Below are 19,395 nucleotides of genomic sequence, written 5' to 3'. Positions count from 1 at the left end.
ACAGGCTGTGATTGCTGTTGATAAACTGGTTGTTGCACAATTTGCTGTTCTTTTTGGAAATTGAATTTTTCACCACAATATTTACATTGAGCTAATGTGACATCAGCCGCTGCACCACATTGTGGACATTCGATATTTTTCATGTCAATATCTCCTAATCAATGATATTTGTTTAATTTACATTTTCCGATGTATCGTTTTTAACTACACTGTTATGATTATCTATTGAATTGATTCGACTGGAGTACCGCAGTTATTACAAAATTTCGAAGTAACATCTAGTTCTTGTCCACATGAACAAACAGGCTTGTGTAAACTAGTTCCACAAGAAGAACAGAATTTTGATGATTCCTCGTTTTCACTCTGACAAGAATGACATGTAATGACCTTTAGCGTTAAATTTTCACCACATAAGTTGCAAAATTTACTAGTAGATAAGATATTACCATGGCAAGAAGGACATATTTTATGTGTAACATTATTGCTAGGCTGTTGTACTTGTTGATTCATCATAGTCACCATACCTTGCCCTACGCCTAAGCCAACTCCACTTGTAGCAAATAATCCAGCTACTCCATTCTCATTTGATGCAGCAGATTCATATATATCAAAGCTACGTTGTGTTACATAACGATTGTCACCCATAATTTCGAACTTAGCTTTATCTTGTAAAATTTCATTTATTTTATTGAAATCTTCCTCTGGGAAATTAATTGATTGAATATGGAAATGGGCCATTATAAAACCATACGCATTGAATTCTTCAGATATTTTTCCTTTTAAACTATTTGAAATATTATGAAGCTCTGTTGTTATTTCTAGTGCAGAGATTTTCTCATTAATAATTTTATTTGCAAGTTCAGTTTTTATGGATGTAATAAGAGAACCTTTAAAGTAATCTTGTACTTTTTCGAAACTAACAATATCATCTTTATTCATAGAGCCTATAACTTCTGTAAAGAATAATAAATAGTCATCAAGGCGAAGAGCCAATTGTCCAAATGCTCGTATACGTAATTTTACAAAGTATTTTGGGTCAATTAGTTGAATAGGATCAGAGGTTCCCCAATATAAATCTAATTTTACCGTTAGATTTATAAAGTAGATTTCTGCTGAAAAAGGTGTATCCCCTCCATAAGTAAAATTCACAACATGGTGAAGTAATGGTAAGTTATTGGTTGATAAAACATGTGTGCCTGAATTAAATACATCACATATTTGCCCACCCTTTACAAAAATGGCTACTTGACCTTCGTTGACGATAAGTGTAGTACCTAACACTAGCTTTTCATTCGGATGCTTGTAGATTAACCAATCGCGTGAGCGTAAACCATCGAACTTCACTCTATCAAAAATAGGCATTAAAACATTACCTCCCTATTAATTACCTTTTAAATTAAATTATTACTAGTTATATTTTCCCTTTTCAGTTTATGCATGTCAATGGTTTATGTGTATTGAAATTTTTCTTTAGGTTAGTCAGTAATGTACTTGCTATATCGCTTTTTCCATTTTTTTTAGACTGCGTATTTAAAAACATTATTGTTATGAATAATGTTGTCGCTATTACAACCTATTTCATATATATGCTATCCCCTAATCATAGAAAAGAAGGTGCCTCAATCTGAGACACCTTCTTCACTATGTGAAATTTTTAAAATTTTTCATTTTCAACAACTAAAGCTTGTCGTGCCTTTTTCTCTGCTTTTTTTCGTTCACGTAATGCTCGGAAAAAATCGGTTAAGATTTGTCCGCATTCCTCAGCTAAAATTCCTTCTGTTACTTCGCATTCATGGTTAAAGCGTGCATCGTTTAATAATCGATAGAGTGAATCTACACAGCCTGCTTTTATATCCCTTGCACCATATACGACACGCGGCACACGAGATTGCAAAATTGCACCTGCACACATAGGGCAAGGTTCAAGTGTCACATAGAGTGTTGTTTTTTCAAGACGCCAGCTTCCTATTTTTTTACAAGCATCTTGAATAACCATTAATTCAGCATGCGTCGTTGCATTTTGTGTTGTTTCTCGTAAATTATGAGCTCGTGCAATAATCTCTCCATCATATACAAGCACAGCCCCTATTGGCACTTCTCCAAGTAAAGCTGCTTTCTTAGCTTCTTCTAGTGCACTGTTCATAAACAATCGGTCTGTTTTAAAAATATCCACTATGATCTCTCCTTATCACTTAGTGTATCTTGCTTAATTGACAATTGCTACTATCAAGTATGTCTCGGAATAATCGCGTCTGGATTCGGTAAGAACGTAAAACGTTGACATTTCCAAAAAAACTATTTATATTTATATATGAACATATTCTCATATATAAATATAAAAAGGTTAGGAGTAAACTAAATGGATGAAAAATTACGAAATACAGAGGTTCAGGATAACAAAAAGCAACATTTAGACGAAGAAACTCTATTTGTCGTGTCTCAAACATTTAAAGCATTAAGTGATCCGACAAGAATTCGTATTTTAAATTTATTATGTACGGATGAACATGCAGTCAACGACATTGCTAAGGTTTTAGATTTAGGTCAATCAACAGTTTCACATCAATTGCGTTTTTTGAAAAATTTACGGTTAGTGAAATATAGAAGAGAAGGTACAACTTTATATTATTCAACAGATGATGATCACATTATGAATTTGTTGATGCAAGCTATTGAGCATGCTACACATAACTAGATAATGGGGGGATAAAACATGGGACATAATCATGATCACAGCCATGATCATACACATGGCGCAAACAAAAAGGTTTTAATAGTATCATTTATTATTATTACGAGTTATATGATTGTTGAAGTGATTGGTGGCTATTTAACAAATAGTTTGGCTCTTTTATCCGATGCAGGTCATATGTTAAGTGATGCCATTTCATTAGCAATAGCCTTACTTGCCTTTATATTGGGAGAAAAGGCTGCAAGCTATAGTAAAACGTACGGTTATAAACGATTTGAAATTTTAGCAGCAGTATTAAACGGTGTGACATTAATTTTTATTGCTTTATTCATTTTCTATGAAGCAATAAAACGTTTTGCAAATCCACCAGAAGTGGCAACTACAGGGATGTTGATTATTAGTACAATCGGTCTTTTGATCAATATTTTAGTCGCTTGGATTATGATGCGTGGCAGTGATACACAAGATAATTTAAATATGCGTGGAGCTTTTTTACACGTATTAAGCGATATGCTTGGATCTGTAGGGGCCATCGTAGCCGCATTATTAATGATGTTTTTTGGTTGGGGCTGGGCTGATCCATTGGCGAGTGTTATTGTTGCAATATTAGTATTGAGAAGCGGCTACTATGTAACGAAGGCTGCTGTTCATGTTCTTTTGGAAGGAACACCTTCAAACGTAGACGTTGAAGAAATTATACAAACTATTGTACAGACAGATAGTGTGCATAGCATTCACGATTTACACATTTGGACAATAACAAGCGGAACAAATGCACTTTCTTGTCATGCAGTTGTTGATGGCCAGCTAAAAATTGCGGATAGTGAGCATATATTACGAGAAATTGAACATAATCTTGAGCATAAGGGCATAAAGCACGTAACGATTCAATTGGAAACAGTAGCACATAAGCATGATAACTCCATTTTATGTACAATAATAAATGAGCAGTCAAATCATCACCATCATCATTAAAAAATTCTAAAAATTTTCGGCTTTACATACCCTTCGTGGGTATGGTAATATAAAATTGTAAGGTAGGAGGTGTATTAAATGGAGGATAAAGTGAAAGAAGATGCTTGTCATACAGAGGAAGCTACTTCGTGCCGAAAAAGTCATCATCCTGAACGCGTTAAAAAGGATTTAACGACTCGTTTAAATCGAATTGAAGGTCAAATCCGAGGTATTAAAGGGATGATTGACAAAGACGTTTACTGTGATGATATTATTACGCAACTGTCTGCCACACAGTCTGCTTTAAATAGTGTTGCAAAGATATTATTAGAAGGTCATTTAAAGGGATGTGTAGTAGATCGCCTATCAGAAGGTGATGATGCAGTGTTAGATGAATTAGTAGTGACTATTCAAAAGTTAATGAAAAAGTAAATTTTTTTAAGAAATATATACCCCTATACAGTACTTAACATTAAAGGAGAGATATTTATGCAAAACGTAACTTTAAACGTACAAGGAATGTCATGTGGACATTGTGTAAACTCAGTAGAAAAAAGTGTTGGCGCTTTAACTGGCGTTGAACAAGTAAAAGTAAACTTAGCAGAAGGTTTAGTAGATGTAGCATTTGACGAAACACAAGTATCTCTAGACCAAATTAAAGAAACGATCGATGATCAAGGCTATGACGTTAAATAATATAAATAGGGTGCTCTTGTAGCACTCTCTTATTTTCAATTTAACATACCCCGTGTTGGTATGTGGAGAGGAGAAATGATGATGAGTTCGGAAATAAAAGAAGCAAATTTGCAAATTACAGGTATGACATGTGCAGCCTGTGCGTCTCGTATAGAAAAAGGTTTAAATAAAATGGATGGTGTAGAACAAGCGACAGTTAATTTAGCTCTTGAAAAATCATCCATTAAATATGATCCGACAAAATTAAACGAAGAAGACTTTGAAAAGAAAATTGAAGCACTTGGTTATGGTGTCGTGAAGCAAAAAACAGAATTCAATATTACGGGCATGACATGCGCAGCCTGTGCTACACGTATAGAGAAGGGTTTAAATAAACTAGCAGGTGTATCCTCTGCAAACGTTAACTTAGCACTCGAAAAAGCTACTATAGAATTTAATCCATCTGAGGTGACGATTGCAGATATTATTGCAAAGGTTGAGAAATTAGGATATGAGGCTCATCAAAAGGCAGATGAGCAAGAAACTGTGGATCATCGTGAGCTGGCCATCAAACAACAGCAGAAAAAATTTATTTTATCGGCCATTCTTTCATTACCATTACTGTGGACGATGGTAGGACATTTTTCATTTACATCATTTTTATATGTTCCTGAATTTTTAACGAATCCATGGGTGCAAATGGTGTTGGCTACGCCTGTTCAATTTATTATTGGGAAACAATTTTACGTTGGAGCCTACAAAGCTTTACGTAATGGTAGTGCCAATATGGATGTACTTGTAGTAATGGGAACATCTGCGGCGTATTTTTATAGCGTATATCAAGCAATTATTACTGCGGGGTCACATCATGCCCCTCACCTATATTTTGAAACGAGTGCCGTATTAATTACTTTAATTTTATTAGGTAAATTATTTGAGGCAAAAGCAAAGGGTCGCTCATCTGAAGCAATCAAGAAATTAATGGGCCTTCAGGCAAAAACGGCCATCGTTGTTCGTGACGGTGTAGAGAAAGAAGTACCGTTAGAAGAAGTAGTCATTGGTGACATTATTTTAGTGAAGCCTGGTGAAAAAATTCCTGTTGATGGTAAGGTATTAGAAGGAACAACAGCTGTAGATCAATCAATGTTAACAGGGGAAAGTTTACCTGTTGATAAAAAGCAAGGTGACCTATTATTTGGTTCTACTATAAATAAAAATGGCTTCATTAAAATGACGACGACTAAAGTCGGTCGTGAAACAGCCTTAGCACAAATTATTAAAGTTGTAGAAGATGCACAAGGCTCCAAAGCGCCAATTCAGCGCTTAGCAGATCAAATTTCAGGTATTTTTGTACCAATCGTTGTTGGCATTGCACTTGTCACGTTTTTAATTTGGATTATTTGGGTGCAACCTGGTGAATTTACGCCTGCACTTGAAGTTTTAATTGCAGTTCTCGTTATCGCTTGTCCATGTGCGCTTGGATTAGCAACGCCAACTTCTATTATGGCGGGTTCTGGTCGTGCAGCGGAATTTGGTATTTTATTTAAAGGTGGAGAACATTTAGAGCAGACACAAAGCATCGATACAGTAGTTGTTGATAAAACAGGTACAGTGACACACGGCAAACCTGTATTAACGGATGTTATACTAGCAGCAAATCAAGATGAAGCACGCTTTTTATCGTTGATTGGTGCAGCAGAGAAGCAATCAGAGCATCCGTTAGCAGAAGCAATTGTTCAAGGGATTGTTGATCGCGGTATTAATCTAGGAGATGTTCAATTCTTTGAAGCAATACCGGGTTACGGTGTGCAAGCGACGGTCTCTGGTCAAGGCGTTATCATCGGTACACGTAAATTGATGCAACAATACAGTATTCATATGGATGATATTCTACCAACAATGGAGCAATTGGAGGAAAACGGTAAAACGGCAATGCTAGCTGCCATTAACGGTCAGTATGCTGGTCTAGTAGCAGTTGCTGATACAGTGAAAGATACTTCAAAAGAAGCGGTTAGTCGTCTACAAGAGATGGGCATTACTGTAATTATGATGACTGGTGATAATGAACGTACAGCACAAGCAATTGGAGCAGAAGTTGGTGTGAATCATGTGATTGCCGAAGTACTTCCGGAAGGCAAAGCTAATGAAGTGAAAAAACTGCAAGCTACGGGTAAAAAAGTAGCGATGGTTGGTGATGGCATTAATGATGCCCCGGCACTTGCGACAGCTACTATTGGGATGGCGATTGGTACCGGTACAGATGTTGCTATGGAAGCAGCGGATATCACACTGATTCGCGGCGATTTAAACAGTATTGCAGATGCTATCATCATGAGTCGTAAAACAATGCGCAACATTAAACAAAACTTATTCTGGGCATTCGCTTACAACACATTAGGTATTCCAATTGCCGCAATCGGTTTACTAGCTCCATGGGTAGCAGGTGCAGCGATGGCCTTTAGCTCCGTATCTGTCGTTTTAAATGCACTGCGTTTGCAGCGAGTTAAATTATAAGGGGAAAGATAGATCCACTTTGAGTGGGTCTACTTTTTATTTATTTCAGCGGATGTCACGGTATTGGTTTTCGCCTCCTATTTTAATAGAGAAATAGTTTGGTTCTGTTTTTCACTTTCTCACTATGATACAATGAAAAACACTGATTTATTTTTAACTTCTTTCAGCCGATTCCGGACGCATTGAAAGCGAAGCAATAGCTACAATATAATACAAACCCCGAGAGACGGGTAATTGACGATAGAATCCATAGAACATAAAGGAGGAGCTTCTGGTGACGGTTCCATTTGTTACGGTAGAAGGTCCGATTGGTGTTGGTAAAACCTCTTTATCTAAAGAGATTGCAGCGACATTTAATTACCATCTATTAAAAGAAATAGTAGACGAAAACCCTTTTCTAAATAAGTTTTATGAAAACATAGAGGAGTGGAGTTTCCAGACGGAAATGTTCTTCCTATGTAATCGCTACAAACAATTATCGGATATAAAAAATTTCCGTTTAACAGATGATAAACCTGTTGTAGCGGACTACCATATTTTTAAAAATTTAATATTTGCAAAGCGTACATTGGCATCAGCTGAGTATGATAAATACGAGGAAATATATAAAATATTAACGAAAGATATGCCTGTACCGAATGTAGTTGTTTATTTACATGCCAGTGTTGATACATTGATGAAACGTATTGCGATGCGTGGTCGTGAATTTGAAAAAATGATTTCACGGGATTACATGGAGCAACTGGTGGCAGATTATCATTCCTTTATCGAGCATTTTGAGAATATGCATCCTGATATTCCTGTTATTCGATTTAATGGTGATCAGCTTGATTTCGTAAAAAATCCAAATGATTTGAAATATGTTTTACAAACAATAAAGGATACGTTACAACAAAGGAGCTTGCAACAATGAATTTGAGAGAGAAATATGGTATTCCTCCACAAACGGTCATTACAATCGCTGGTACGGTTGGTGTAGGGAAGTCAACAATGACAAAGGCGTTGGCAGAAGCGTTAAATTTCCGTACTTCATTTGAAAAGGTGGATACTAACCCATATTTAGATAAATTTTATGAGGACTTTGAAAAATGGAGCTTCCATTTACAGGTGTATTTTTTAGCGGAGCGTTTTAAGGAGCAGAAACGAATCTTTGAATATGGAGGCGGGTTTATTCAGGACCGTTCAATCTACGAAGATACAGGGATTTTTGCTAAGATGCATTATGACAAAGGTACAATGAGCCCAACGGATTACGAGACGTATACAAATTTATTTGATGCGATGGTGATGACACCGTATTTCCCACATCCAGATTTACTTGTTTATTTAGAGGGGCCAATTGATGCTGTAATTGGTCGTATTCAAGAGCGTGGACGTACAATGGAGCAACAAACACCGAATGATTATTGGATTGAAATGCATGACCGCTATGAGAACTGGATCAATAATTTTAATTCATGCCCAGTTCTTCGTTTGGATATTAATGATTATGATTTATTAAAAAATCCTGAGGCAATTGAATCAATTGTGAGCCGCATCAGTCATATGCTAAAACAAACGAGCCATTTACGTAAATAGGAAATAAACTATGCTTAAATTTATGACCGAATGCGCAGCTACGTGCAGAAAAAAGTAATTGAAGAAAATAAATGATCAAAAGACGTGAGACAATATGTAGCCTATTGTGTCACGTCTTTTGAGTAGGAGGGATTGTTATAAAAATAGCGGTGTATTGCGGTTCCGGCTTAGGCATAAACCCAATTTATGCAGAGAAAGCAGCCGAATTAGGGACTGTATTAGCTCAAAATGGTCATGGTGTCGTTTATGGTGGTTCGAAAACAGGACTGATGGGCAAAGTTGCAGATGCAGTATTAAAAGCTGGAGGAGAGGTTATTGGCGTGATGCCAACTCATTTACAGCAGCGGGAAATAGCACATGCCTCGTTAACAGAGCTTCATTTTGTTGAGTCTATGCATGTACGTAAAGCCAAAATGGTAGAGTTAGCAGATGCTTTTATAGCTTTACCAGGTGGTGGAGGGACAATGGATGAATATTTTGAAGTGTTTACATGGGCACAAATTGGACTACATGAAAAACCTGTAATTTTATATAATGTAAATAATTTTTATGATGCGCTTTTACAACAACTTCAGAAAATGCTGGAGGAAGGTTTTATACGAACTGAACAGAAGTCACTTGTTCATGTAGCTACTACATCGGAAGAAGTATTACATTTATTAAAAAAACATGGGTAATTTTTTGCCGACTTCATGCCACGTTTTTTATAGCTTCACTTTTCCGCTCTTCAGAATCATGAAGTAGTGCTACTTTAAAATAAATAAAAGAATCCATTTTGAAAAAAGATTGATCAAAATGGATTCTTTTCTAATGAATTTGTTAAATTTTATAAATATTTAAGCTATGTAAGATTATTTAATTTCTTTTCTATATAATCTAATTGCATAAATTGCCCCAATTAAAAATACAATGCCTTGAAGTAGTAGAAAGAACTGACGGAAGTATTCGATATTACTATCAACTAATGAAATAAAAATAGCATTCATAATAATTTGGGTAGTAAACATACATGAAATGATTTTAAGATAGATAGATAGCATTCGTTCTTTCATCGGGTTGCCCAATTTTTCTACTGAAGATGAAAAGTATAACTATAGAACCTAGTAATAGAATGGCTGTAATTCCTACAACAATATTAAAATTATCAGTACTTTCTAACATCCAATTGTTTAATAAATCAATCATTATTATCTTCCTTTCGTACATAAGAGAATATTTCACTTATATCAACCTCAAAAAAGTTGGCTATTCGATATGCTAACACTAGTGAAGGGGAATAATTATTCTTTTCCATTACAAAGATAGTTTGCTTAGAAACTCCAACAGCGTCAGCTAACTCCTTTTGGGACATTCTTCTTAACACCCTATGTTCATACACCTTATTTTTAATCGAATCACCAAATTCTCCTTTCAAAACAATCGCCTCCTATTGGTAAACTTATACTTAATATATTTATTTTTATATAAAAGTAAGTTTATATGTGCCTTACTATAAATATCATTTATACAATTTACTCCTGTAGTTAGAGAAAAAACAGGATTTTTAATTAAAAACTTTATTACAGATGATTGATCTTTTTAACAATTATTAATGCTAGTAGCGACATAAATTACGTAATTTTCTGAAATATATTGAAATAGTAGATGAGTTTTATTTACAATAATTGTGTAAAGCTTTCGTAAATTATAATAGGGGTGTTATAGATGACAAAAGTGGAAGTAAGTTTTAAGCATTTGCCAACGACTGCAGTTTCAGATGCGACAGGAGGACATACGAATTTACGCAGTGATATTAAACCGTTAGCAGATCATTATAAAATTGCTGGCCGTGCGGTAACAGTACGCTTACCAGATGGCGAAAATGGTGCAGTATTGGAAGCCATTCGAGCTACTCAAGAAGGGGATATTTTAGTAATTGACGCTAAAGGGAATACCAATCGTGCAGTTGCTGGTGATTTTGTTCTTTCATTAGCGAAGGGTATAGGTGTACAGGGCTTTGTCGTTGATGGTGTTATTCGTGATATTGCAGCTATTCGTGAACTAGACTTTCCCGTATTTTCACTTGGTACAACGGTAGCAGCTGGCAATAAAAATGGCGGTGGCCAAGTAAATGTTCCTATTGCTATTGGAGGCGTTTCTGTTCGCCCTGGTGATTATATTATTGGGGATGTGGACGGTGTCGTTGTCGTGCCACAGGAAGATGCAGAGCGTATTGTAGCAGCCGCTGAGGTAAAGCTTGAAAAAGATGACGTACGTGCTCAAGAGGCACATGCAAATGGAAAAGAATCTATTATTAATTATTTAGATAAAGTATTAAAGTATTAACTCCTTTCAGTGATCAAAAATAAAAAAACCCTCACGATGCCATCCATACATCGTGAGGATTTTTTTAATTTTTATGCTAAATTTTTATTATCATTAAAGTAATTTTTCATTTTCTCTGAATCGAAACGGCCTTCCCATTTCGCCATAACTAAAGATGCAAGTGAGTTACCAATTACGTTAACGACTGTACGTCCCATATCAAGAATACGATCGATACCTGCGATGAATGCTAAACCTTCAATTGGAATGCCGACAGTACCTAAAGTTGCTAGAAGCACAACGAATGATACGCCTGGAACACCTGCAATCCCTTTAGATGTAACCATTAATACAAGCATTAACGTAATTTGTTCACCAATGCTTAGGTGAATACCGTACATTTGAGCAATAAATAATGCAGCAATAGCTTGGTACAGTGTAGAACCATCTAAGTTAAAGGAGTAACCGGTTGGAATAACAAAGGATACGATATCCTTTGGAGCACCTAGTTTCTCCATTTTCAACATAATTCGTGGTAACACAGCTTCAGAACTTGCTGTTGAGAACGCTAAAATCAGCTCATCTTTTAGTACTTTAATTAAGAAGAAGATACTGATACCTGTAAATTTGGCCACAAGACCAAGAACGACAAAGATAAAGAATAGCATTGTTGCATAAACAAGTATAGCGAGTTTACCAAGTGGTATTAGGGAAGCGAATCCATATTTGGAAACGGTTACACCAATTAAACCAAATACCCCAATTGGAGCGAATTTCATTACGAGGTTAGTTACCCAGAACATAGTATCTGCTACCCCTTGGAAGAAGTCTAATACTGGTCTTCCTCGTTCGCCAATGGCAGCAACCCCTAAACCAAAAATAACTGAGAAGAAGATGATCGCAAGCATATTACCTTCAGACATTGCCTGAATGATATTTGTTGGTACAATGCCTACAATAATATCAAATGGTCCTTCATGCTGTACTTCTTCTGTAGTGGCAACGTATTTTGAAATATCTCCTTGAGAGAGCTCGTTCATGTTTATACCCGCGCCTGGTTGGAATAAGTTTGCGGAAAGTAAACCAATGACAATTGCTACTGTTGTAATAATTTCGAAGTAAATAAGCGATTTTCCGCCTAATCGTCCAAGCTGTTTCATATCTCCAGTGCCAGCAACACCAACGATTAAAGTTGAAATAATAATCGGTACAACAATCATTTTAATTAGATGAAGGAAAATATCACCTAAAGGTTGTAGATATGTTTCAATTTTGGGGTTTCCGTAAAAGATACCACCAATAATAATCCCTAAAATCAAACCGACTAAAATTTGAGTGGCTAAACTGATTCTAAATTTCTTCTTCAAAATCTTAGTACCTCCTAATATTAAAATTTTTAGGACTTGCCTTACTTTAATAATACGGAGGACTTATAAAATCCGACAAAATCCGAGAAAATTAATTTACTTTAGTTAAAATGTCTGAATATAACACCTGAATAAATTTCTTAATATTAACCTTTGCTTTACGATTTCCGTGATCTTCTATCTGAGTCATAAGATGACGAATTTCTTTAAAGTCAAAGTATCGAGGTGCATAATATTCAAATTCGGAGTTTGTATAATCTACGACACCTAAATTGGCGAGATTTATCATCGCTGCTAATATAGTACGGCGCACCCGCTGTTCAATGGCTTTACTTTCCTTCAAAATTTCATCTGGTGTAGCCTTTGTGACAACTGCAACCTCCTCATAAAGCTCCTTTAATGGTGGAAGTGGTGCAATTTTGTGCTGATGCGCAAGTAATGTTTCGATGATAGCTATAATATCTTCGCTTCCAATCTCACCAACGATACCCATATCATTTAAGATAGATTGAATATGATCGCGTGACGTTGCTTTGTGATTTATTTGTTCACTTAGATCAATATTTGTAAGTGATTGGCGAATAATAAGCAATGAATTTTTTAGGCGAAATTGTTCAGTTGTTTTACGTAAAACATTTTCAACCTCAATACGGTTTATCGGTTTATGAATAAAGAAATCTATACCTTGCTTATATGCCTCACCAACCATTTCCTTATTCACAACTTGAGAAATCATGACAAATTGTCCTTCAAAACGATTTTGAATAAGGTGTTCGACTGTTGCAATCCCATCAAGCTTGGGCATGAGTAAATCAATCAACACAAATTCAGGTTGTGTCATTAAAATTTGTGGAATGGCGTCCTCACCATTGCGTGCTTCACCAATAACTGTACCTAAGCCACTATCTTCAATAATTTGTTTTAACATGACCCGACTTGCACGATCATCATCTACAATAAAATACCTCATTTAAGTCTCTCCTGTTTGAATAGTTTGCGTAGGAACTGTAATTTTAAACATCGTGTTTTGAGTATTTGATTCAACGGTTATTGAGCCATTTAATTTATTTACTAATTCAACAACATGTGAAAGACCAATACCTGTTGCTGCGACACCGTCTACATTGTATTTTGTAGTGTATCCAGGTTCAAAAATAATAGAGAGATTACTTTGTGGAATGCCCTTCCCGTTATCGCATACTGTTAGTACAGTATCATCCTGTTGCTGCTGAATGGCAATAGAAATGATGCCTTGATTTTCAATTGCTTCTATAGCATTAGCTGTTAAATTATTCAAAAGTGCAAGTAATGCAATATGTTCCTTCGTTTGAAAATCGATTTCAATATTTAATTTAATTTCAATTTCTTTCCCGAGAAAATGAGCGTACTTACTGTTGCCGTCTTCAATATAATGTAATAATTCTGACAATCTAAGGGATCCAAAGCTCTTTTCACCAACAATTTTAGAAATACCTGCATAAATGCGTTGTGAATCCTTCTTCACTTCATGAATTTCCTGGGCAATATGAAGTGCCTGTAAACTTTCTGCATGATAACCTAGCGATTTTAATTGTCGATATAATTCAAACCCACTGATTGTTATTGCTTCTATATCGTTCATCGATTTTTTTAAATAAAGTGTCTCTACATATAAATCTGAGCCGATCGTAAGCATTTCTTGAACACGTTTTTTTTGCTCAGCAATTAAAATAGAACTATAAATACCAACAACAAAAAAGCTACGTAATAAAGCAACTGCTAATAATATAAGTAAATCATGAAGGAATAAAAAAGTATAAGAATTTATAAAAAAACGAAATAGTTGTTCCACTAAATTACTGAATACTTCACTAAATGCAACTAGCAATCCAAGCAATAGTGGTTTTTCTCTATATTGATGAATGCTTAGAATTTGTAGGCATATTGCAAACATTATATAAAAGGCGGCGGCAGGCAAATGTATTAGTAAACTATCGACTACTGGAACATCATGTAAAGTGTAATTAATGATAACTCGAAAAATGGTTGTCACGATACTCGTAGTAAATCCAGCAAAAATGATCGGTGTAGGTCTTAGTAGAGTACACAAAAAGAAAATAATACTTCCTAATCCAAAACGAAAAGGTGTATCAGCGAAAGGCATTATTTTAATTTCACTACCAATAGCAGTTAACAGAGCGATTGTTAAAACCCAAGTGAGGGAAGCACGAGATATGTAAAATTTCGAGTGCATAAAAAAATCCTCCCTAATAATATTAACGAGCATTAGCTAAAAAGCTCGTTTGCGTGTTTGAAATAAAATGTAATTGTACCACTACTTTTCATGTTACGTTGGGGCGAAAAATAGTTTCGTAATGAAAGTGCATTTGTCTAGATGAAATAATGCTATAGATTTTTCACAGTTATAACACCTTAATTTACAATAAAAAAATACCACAACCTAAGTGGAAGTGGCATCTAATAAATGTTACATATAATTTTTAAGCAAAAAAAAACGGCTACATTCGTAGTCGGAATTTTAAAACTGGAGGAGGTAGAGGGATTCGAACCCCCGCGCGGTGTTACCCGCCTGTCGGTTTTCAAGACCGATCCCTTCAGCCAGACTTGGGTATACCTCCATGTTGTTTTGTTACGTTGTCTTATCGACAAGATTTAATTTATCATATTTTAAAATTTACGTCAACAGATTTTTTATTTTTTTTAACTTTTTTTCAACAAATGTTGTGGTAGCGAAAGCGAAGCGTCAGATGTAGAAGTCTCCCGATTTTATAGGAAGGAAATGAATGCGGTACTAAGTCACTTTTTAACGGCTGTCATGGAATCGAAAAGGAGTTCTTATAGGATATTAGCTTAAAATCATCGCATCCATGAAATAACGGCTAACTGATCTGTATCGATAAAAACGCCATGTCCTGTGGCATTGTCGAATGGCCGACATCGTGTCGGCCCTCATGCAGACCTAAGTACAAAGCCAATTCCAGAGGCATTGTTTATCTGTGTGAAAGCAAAGTGACAGCTACAATGATGCCGAGGTATAAATGGATTAACAATTTCTTTTTTACAATGCAGATAGAATGTTCCAAACAAATATTATGCGTATTAAGTTGCAATTTATGAAAATAGTCAGTATACTAGTTATTGCCGTGCTAGGTGGGAAGGTAGCGGTGTCCTGTAACTCGCAATCCGCTCTAGCGAGACTGAATTCCTTTTTCGAGGCTGTCCGTATTGTTTGGTCTGCCTTTTGCACGTAGTGTTGACGATTGGGTCCTGCGCAATGGATACCCATGAACCATGTCAGGTCCGGAAGGAAGCAGCATTAAGTGGTCTTATTCATGTGCCGCGGGGTTGCCTAATCTGAGCTAACGACAAGAGTAACGCTTATGTGCGGCTGTCGAAGAAAGGTGCACGGCATTAAATTGCCAATTCAAACGCATCCGTCTACAAAAGGCGGATGCGTTTTTTTATGATTTTATAATATTTTTGGGGATGGAAGATCATTCACCAACACGTTTAAGGAAGTTACAAATTGTGCGGCGGACGATAGGAGCCGGAAGCATCAGCGTTCACTACAGGAAGTGAAAGAGAATTGTCCCGAAGTTTTAGAAAAACGATGACAATATTTTATAAATAATGAGGTAAATGCTATAATAGAACTATTCTATATAATGAAGAAGAGGAGAGGAATCCATTGACGTATCAAGCATTTTATCGTGTGTATCGACCGCAATCATTCCGAGAGATGTCTGGTCAAGCACATGTCAAAAGAACGCTACAAAATGCTCTCCTAGCGAATAAAACAACACATGCTTATTTATTTTCTGGCCCACGTGGTACCGGGAAAACAAGTACAGCTAAAATTTTTGCAAAGGCTTTAAATTGTGAGCATGCACCATCAAAAGAGCCTTGTAATGAATGTGCTACTTGTTTAAGCATTACAGACGGTTCTCACCCAGATGTTATTGAATTTGACGCGGCGTCTAATTCGCGCGTTGAAGAAATCCGAGACATCATTGAGAAAGTTCGATTTGCTCCTGCGAGTAGTAGATATAAAGTGTATATCATTGATGAAGTACATATGCTTTCTACAAGTGCTTTCAATGCCCTTTTAAAGACGTTAGAAGAACCACCTTCACATGCTGTATTTATTTTAGCAACGACAGAGCCTCATAAATTGCCCGCAACGATTATTTCGAGATGTCAGCGCTTTGATTTCAAGCGTCTTTCGACCGGTGATATTATTGAGCGCATGAAAGTTGTATTAGAAGATATTGAGTTACCATTTGAGGAACAAGGTTTAAAGGTAATCGCACAATCAGCAGCGGGTGGTATGCGTGATGCTTTAAGCTTATTAGATCAGGTTGTATCCTTTAGTGGAGAAAAGTTGAAGCTTGAGGATACATTGCTTGTGACAGGTTCTATTAGTCAGGAAGTTTTCTATGAGTTAGCAGAAGCTCTTAAAGTAAAAGATGTCGCACAAATGCTTGCGTTATTAGAACAGCTTATTGCGGATGGGAAAGATCCTCTTCGCCTTTCTGAGGACCTAATTACATTTTTCCGAGATTTATTATTACTGCAAACAAGTGAAGATTTGGCCGAATTATTAGAACTAGTATCACCAGAGGAGCGAGTGTTTACATTAGCGCATGATTTTGCACCGGATTTGCTATATGGCTACATTGATATTTTAGCGAAAACACAGCAAGAAATGCGATTCTCCCACCATACAAAGATTTATTTGGAAACAGCATTACTTAAAATGGTGCAGTTTTCGGGTGGCGCAGTTGGTCAGACTACCACTTCAGGTGAGGTAGCTATGAGCCCTGAGCTCGCCCAAAAAATTGTGGCACTTGAGCAGATGGTGCAACAACTATCAGCCCAATTACAAGCTGGTGCTCCTATGCAAACGGCGCAAACACCAAAAGAACAGCGCCCACGAGCAAAAAGTCCGAATGGCTATAAAGCACCAACAGGCCGTATTCAAGAGATACTAAAGGATGCTACAAAGCAAGATGTGCAACGTATTAAATCGGTTTGGGCACAGGCATTAAGTCAAATGCAAAAATCTCAATCAGCTCTTTTGGCAGAGGCTGAACCTGTTGCGGCATCTTCAAGTGCTTTTGTGTTAAAATTCAAGTATGATATTCATTGTCAAATGGTTGCTGATAATCAATCCCTAAAAGCTCAATTCACACAATTAATTGCAGGGCAAACTGGTGCTATGTACGAAATGCTTTGTACGCCTGAAGAGGCTTGGTTAAAATTACGTGAAGAGTTTATTCGTGATCATGGCTTACAGCAACAGAAAAAATCCTCTCAGGATGAAACTGATCATGAAATGGAATTATTAGAACCACCTCCGGCAGAAATGTCAGAAGGGCCGTTTATCGACGATGCTCAACCACTTGCTTCACAAGATCCACTTGTGACGGAAGCGGAAAAGCTGTTTGGTAAAGATTTTATTGAGATTGTTGAAGATTAATCATTTAGGAGGAATATGTTTATGCGTGGAATGGGAAATATGCAAGGTATGATGAAAAAAATGCAAAAAATGCAAAAGGAAATGATGGAAGCTCAAGAGGCTTTAAATGCAGAGCAATTTGAAGGTACAGCTGGTGGCGGTATGGTGAAAGTATCTGTAACTGGTCAACGTGAAATTGTAGAAGTAAATCTTGATCCATCAGTAGTAGATCCAGACGATATCGAAATGCTACAAGATTTAATCGTTGTTGCTGCAAATGAAGCACTGAAAAAAGTAGATGAAAAAACGAATGCAACAATGGGTAAATTCACTCAAGGCATGAATCTTCCGTTCTAGGAGGTAAATAAATGTACTACCCAGAACCAATATCGAAACTGATTGATAGTTTTATGAAATTGCCAGGTATCGGGCCGAAAACCGCGGCTCGTCTGGCGTTTTTTGTGTTAACAATGAAAGAAGATGACGTTTTATCCTTTTCAAAGGCACTAATTGATGCTAAACGAAATTTAAGCTATTGCTCCGTATGTGGCAACATAACTGATGTAGATCCATGCCATATCTGTACTGACAAACAAAGAAATCATTCTATTATTTGTGTTGTCCAAGATACAAAAGATGTAATTGCGATGGAAAAAATGCGCGATTTCAATGGTATGTATCATGTATTACAGGGAGCTATTTCACCTATGGATGGTGTTGGTCCGGAGGATATTAATGTCGCGTCCCTACTAGTTCGTTTGCAAGATGAGACTGTTCAAGAACTTATTTTAGCTACGAATTCAACGATTGAGGGTGAGGCAACAGCTATGTATATTTCGCGTCTAGTGAAGCCATCTGGTATTCGAACAACACGGATCGCTCATGGACTACCAGTAGGTGGAGATTTAGAATATGCAGATGAAGTAACGTTATCGAAGGCAATGGAAGGTCGCCGAGAATTGTGAGTGAGGGATTAATATGTTCTTCCGCAGTAAGGGAAAATTAAAAAAAGAATTCGATGACAAGCTTGTGAATCTTATAAAAGGAACAAAAGAGGATTTGCAGCAGGCGAAGATAATTGAAGAACTACTAGATGACTATGATTTAGAAGTAATTGCTCAACGAAAAGCAGCGGAGAGCATACATTTTTATTTATTCAAGGAAGCTAGAATTCGTAGAGTATTAATTAAATAATAGTTTTCAAACTTATTTCAGCAGGTGTCCAAACATCCGCTAAAAATAAGTTAATGCATAGGTATAAATAATATTCATAGAAGCAAAACAGGAAACATAAACTTTCATAATTATATTTTTGAGGGGGAAACCATATGTCGTGGTTAGTAATTATGAGCTTTTGTGTACCTGTAGTGCTTCTTTTTCTTTATATAATAATAAGACATGCCAAGATGGGTAAAATTTTAGAAGGAATGTCTGTGTTTTGGTTTAGATTTGCTTTCGCCTTTCTACTATTATTTATTATTCATTTAGGGATAGGGTATGCAGGCTATAATGTGCCGATTAATCTATTTTCAGTATTCACAATTGCAATATTAGGTATTCCGGGTGTGCTAGGGATAACCGCTTTAATATATTTTTTATAAGATGCTTGCAAAACAAAAATATTGTGGTATAGTAATAAGAGTCGTTAAGATAACGGTTGAAAAACAAATGAGTTTTAAATTAAAAAAATAATTGTTGACAACAAGTGAACGACATGATATTATATAAGAGTTGCTGTTGAGATAAAACAGCGACAATATGAACCTTGAAAACTGAACAAGCAAAACGTAATCAATAAAGTTTTTACTAGCTAACCTTGAGTTAGTGAACGAAACAAAATTTTGGACATCAAA

General features: G+C 36.2%; 20 protein-coding genes, 1 tRNA gene, 1 other RNA gene and 1 pseudogene. 15 read left to right on the top strand and 8 right to left on the bottom strand.

The window, feature by feature from the left end:
- Nucleotides 1-222: 222 nt before the first annotated feature.
- On the bottom strand, nt 223-1,362 hold the full coding sequence (locus ACIPKN_RS25835) for an SPFH domain-containing protein (RefSeq protein ID WP_400941683.1): 1,140 nt from the start codon (nt 1,360-1,362) through the stop codon (nt 223-225).
- A 292-nt stretch (nt 1,363-1,654) separates the two neighbouring features.
- Nucleotides 1,655-2,173, bottom strand: a complete 519-nt coding sequence (gene tadA / locus ACIPKN_RS25830) for a tRNA adenosine(34) deaminase TadA (RefSeq protein WP_400941680.1) — start codon at nt 2,171-2,173, stop codon at nt 1,655-1,657.
- Between the two features lie 186 nt (nt 2,174-2,359).
- Here tadA and ACIPKN_RS25825 point away from each other — a divergent pair, with 186 nt between their 5' ends.
- The 8 genes from ACIPKN_RS25825 to ACIPKN_RS25790 all read left to right on the top strand — a co-directional run bounded on the left by ACIPKN_RS25825 (nt 2,360) and on the right by ACIPKN_RS25790 (nt 9,090).
- Nucleotides 2,360-2,695 (top strand): ArsR/SmtB family transcription factor, encoded by a 336-nt coding sequence (locus ACIPKN_RS25825; protein ID WP_400941677.1) that lies wholly within the window; start codon nt 2,360-2,362, stop codon nt 2,693-2,695.
- 18 nt (nt 2,696-2,713) lie between these two features.
- Nucleotides 2,714-3,667: a cation diffusion facilitator family transporter gene (locus tag ACIPKN_RS25820; protein ID WP_400941675.1), complete on the top strand. Its 954-nt coding sequence runs from the start codon at nt 2,714-2,716 to the stop codon at nt 3,665-3,667.
- A gap of 78 nt (nt 3,668-3,745) precedes the next feature.
- Entirely contained in the window at nt 3,746-4,078 is a 333-nt protein-coding gene (locus ACIPKN_RS25815; RefSeq protein ID WP_142510989.1) for a metal-sensitive transcriptional regulator, read from the top strand.
- 57 nt (nt 4,079-4,135) lie between these two features.
- Complete coding sequence (gene copZ, locus ACIPKN_RS25810; protein ID WP_323657532.1) at nt 4,136-4,342, top strand: copper chaperone CopZ; 207 nt, start codon at nt 4,136-4,138, stop codon at nt 4,340-4,342.
- Nucleotides 4,343-4,423: 81 nt separating this feature from the next.
- The gene (locus ACIPKN_RS25805) at nt 4,424-6,835 is read left to right on the top strand and encodes a heavy metal translocating P-type ATPase (protein ID WP_400941700.1); all 2,412 of its coding nucleotides are present in this window, start codon (nt 4,424-4,426) and stop codon (nt 6,833-6,835) included.
- A 274-nt stretch (nt 6,836-7,109) separates the two neighbouring features.
- Nucleotides 7,110-7,748 (top strand): deoxynucleoside kinase, encoded by a 639-nt coding sequence (locus ACIPKN_RS25800; protein ID WP_142510991.1) that lies wholly within the window; start codon nt 7,110-7,112, stop codon nt 7,746-7,748.
- Nucleotides 7,745-8,413, top strand: coding sequence for a deoxynucleoside kinase (locus tag ACIPKN_RS25795; protein WP_142510992.1), 669 nt, complete (start codon nt 7,745-7,747; stop codon nt 8,411-8,413). The genes ACIPKN_RS25800 and ACIPKN_RS25795 overlap by 4 nt, the downstream gene beginning before the upstream one ends.
- Before the next feature lie 149 nt (nt 8,414-8,562).
- A complete protein-coding gene (locus ACIPKN_RS25790) occupies nt 8,563-9,090 on the top strand; it encodes an LOG family protein (RefSeq protein WP_400941671.1) in 528 nt (175 codons plus the stop codon).
- 174 nt (nt 9,091-9,264) lie between these two features.
- Here ACIPKN_RS25790 and ACIPKN_RS25785 read toward each other — a convergent pair.
- Together ACIPKN_RS25785 and ACIPKN_RS25780 are read right to left on the bottom strand one after the other, a co-directional pair.
- Nucleotides 9,265-9,598: pseudogene (locus ACIPKN_RS25785) on the bottom strand (6-aminohexanoate hydrolase).
- Entirely contained in the window at nt 9,591-9,827 is a 237-nt protein-coding gene (locus ACIPKN_RS25780) for a helix-turn-helix transcriptional regulator (protein ID WP_400941669.1), read from the bottom strand. The pseudogene ACIPKN_RS25785 and the gene ACIPKN_RS25780 overlap by 8 nt, the downstream one beginning before the upstream one ends.
- A 290-nt stretch (nt 9,828-10,117) precedes the next feature.
- Here ACIPKN_RS25780 and ACIPKN_RS25775 point away from each other — a divergent pair, with 290 nt between their 5' ends.
- Nucleotides 10,118-10,738, top strand: coding sequence for an RraA family protein (locus ACIPKN_RS25775; RefSeq protein ID WP_400941667.1), 621 nt, complete (start codon nt 10,118-10,120; stop codon nt 10,736-10,738).
- Between the two features lie 71 nt (nt 10,739-10,809).
- Here the strand turns inward: ACIPKN_RS25775 and ACIPKN_RS25770 are convergent, their stop codons facing one another.
- From ACIPKN_RS25770 to ACIPKN_RS25755, 4 genes are all read right to left on the bottom strand, one after another.
- Nucleotides 10,810-12,084, bottom strand: coding sequence for a cation:dicarboxylate symporter family transporter (locus tag ACIPKN_RS25770; RefSeq protein WP_400941665.1), 1,275 nt, complete (start codon nt 12,082-12,084; stop codon nt 10,810-10,812).
- A 91-nt stretch (nt 12,085-12,175) separates the two neighbouring features.
- Nucleotides 12,176-13,054: a response regulator gene (locus tag ACIPKN_RS25765; RefSeq protein ID WP_142510997.1), complete on the bottom strand. Its 879-nt coding sequence runs from the start codon at nt 13,052-13,054 to the stop codon at nt 12,176-12,178.
- Nucleotides 13,055-14,317, bottom strand: a complete 1,263-nt coding sequence (locus ACIPKN_RS25760; protein WP_400941663.1) for an ATP-binding protein — start codon at nt 14,315-14,317, stop codon at nt 13,055-13,057.
- Between the two features lie 292 nt (nt 14,318-14,609).
- Nucleotides 14,610-14,702: transfer RNA gene (locus ACIPKN_RS25755), tRNA-Ser, on the bottom strand.
- A 523-nt stretch (nt 14,703-15,225) separates the two neighbouring features.
- Between ACIPKN_RS25755 and ffs the strand changes: the two genes are divergently transcribed.
- The 6 genes from ffs (at nt 15,226) to ACIPKN_RS25725 (ending at nt 19,143) form a co-directional block, all read left to right on the top strand.
- An RNA gene (gene ffs / locus ACIPKN_RS25750) (signal recognition particle sRNA large type) lies at nt 15,226-15,493 on the top strand.
- 279 nt (nt 15,494-15,772) lie between these two features.
- Nucleotides 15,773-17,563: a DNA polymerase III subunit gamma/tau gene (dnaX, locus tag ACIPKN_RS25745; RefSeq protein ID WP_400941660.1), complete on the top strand. Its 1,791-nt coding sequence runs from the start codon at nt 15,773-15,775 to the stop codon at nt 17,561-17,563.
- A 21-nt stretch (nt 17,564-17,584) separates the two neighbouring features.
- Entirely contained in the window at nt 17,585-17,899 is a 315-nt protein-coding gene (locus tag ACIPKN_RS25740; RefSeq protein WP_386831561.1) for a YbaB/EbfC family nucleoid-associated protein, read from the top strand.
- 11 nt (nt 17,900-17,910) lie between these two features.
- The gene (gene recR / locus ACIPKN_RS25735) at nt 17,911-18,507 is read left to right on the top strand and encodes a recombination mediator RecR (RefSeq protein ID WP_079564088.1); all 597 of its coding nucleotides are present in this window, start codon (nt 17,911-17,913) and stop codon (nt 18,505-18,507) included.
- Between the two features lie 13 nt (nt 18,508-18,520).
- A complete protein-coding gene (locus tag ACIPKN_RS25730) occupies nt 18,521-18,736 on the top strand; it encodes a YaaL family protein (protein ID WP_132364636.1) in 216 nt (71 codons plus the stop codon).
- 134 nt (nt 18,737-18,870) lie between these two features.
- A complete protein-coding gene (locus ACIPKN_RS25725; protein ID WP_142511000.1) occupies nt 18,871-19,143 on the top strand; it encodes a pro-sigmaK processing inhibitor BofA family protein in 273 nt (90 codons plus the stop codon).
- The last annotated feature ends 252 nt before the right edge of the window (nt 19,144-19,395 follow it).

Source organism: Lysinibacillus sp. NPDC086135 (genome assembly GCF_044746345.1).
Classification (GTDB): domain Bacteria; phylum Bacillota; class Bacilli; order Bacillales_A; family Planococcaceae; genus Lysinibacillus.
This window is presented reverse-complemented; position numbering and strand designations above follow the sequence as displayed.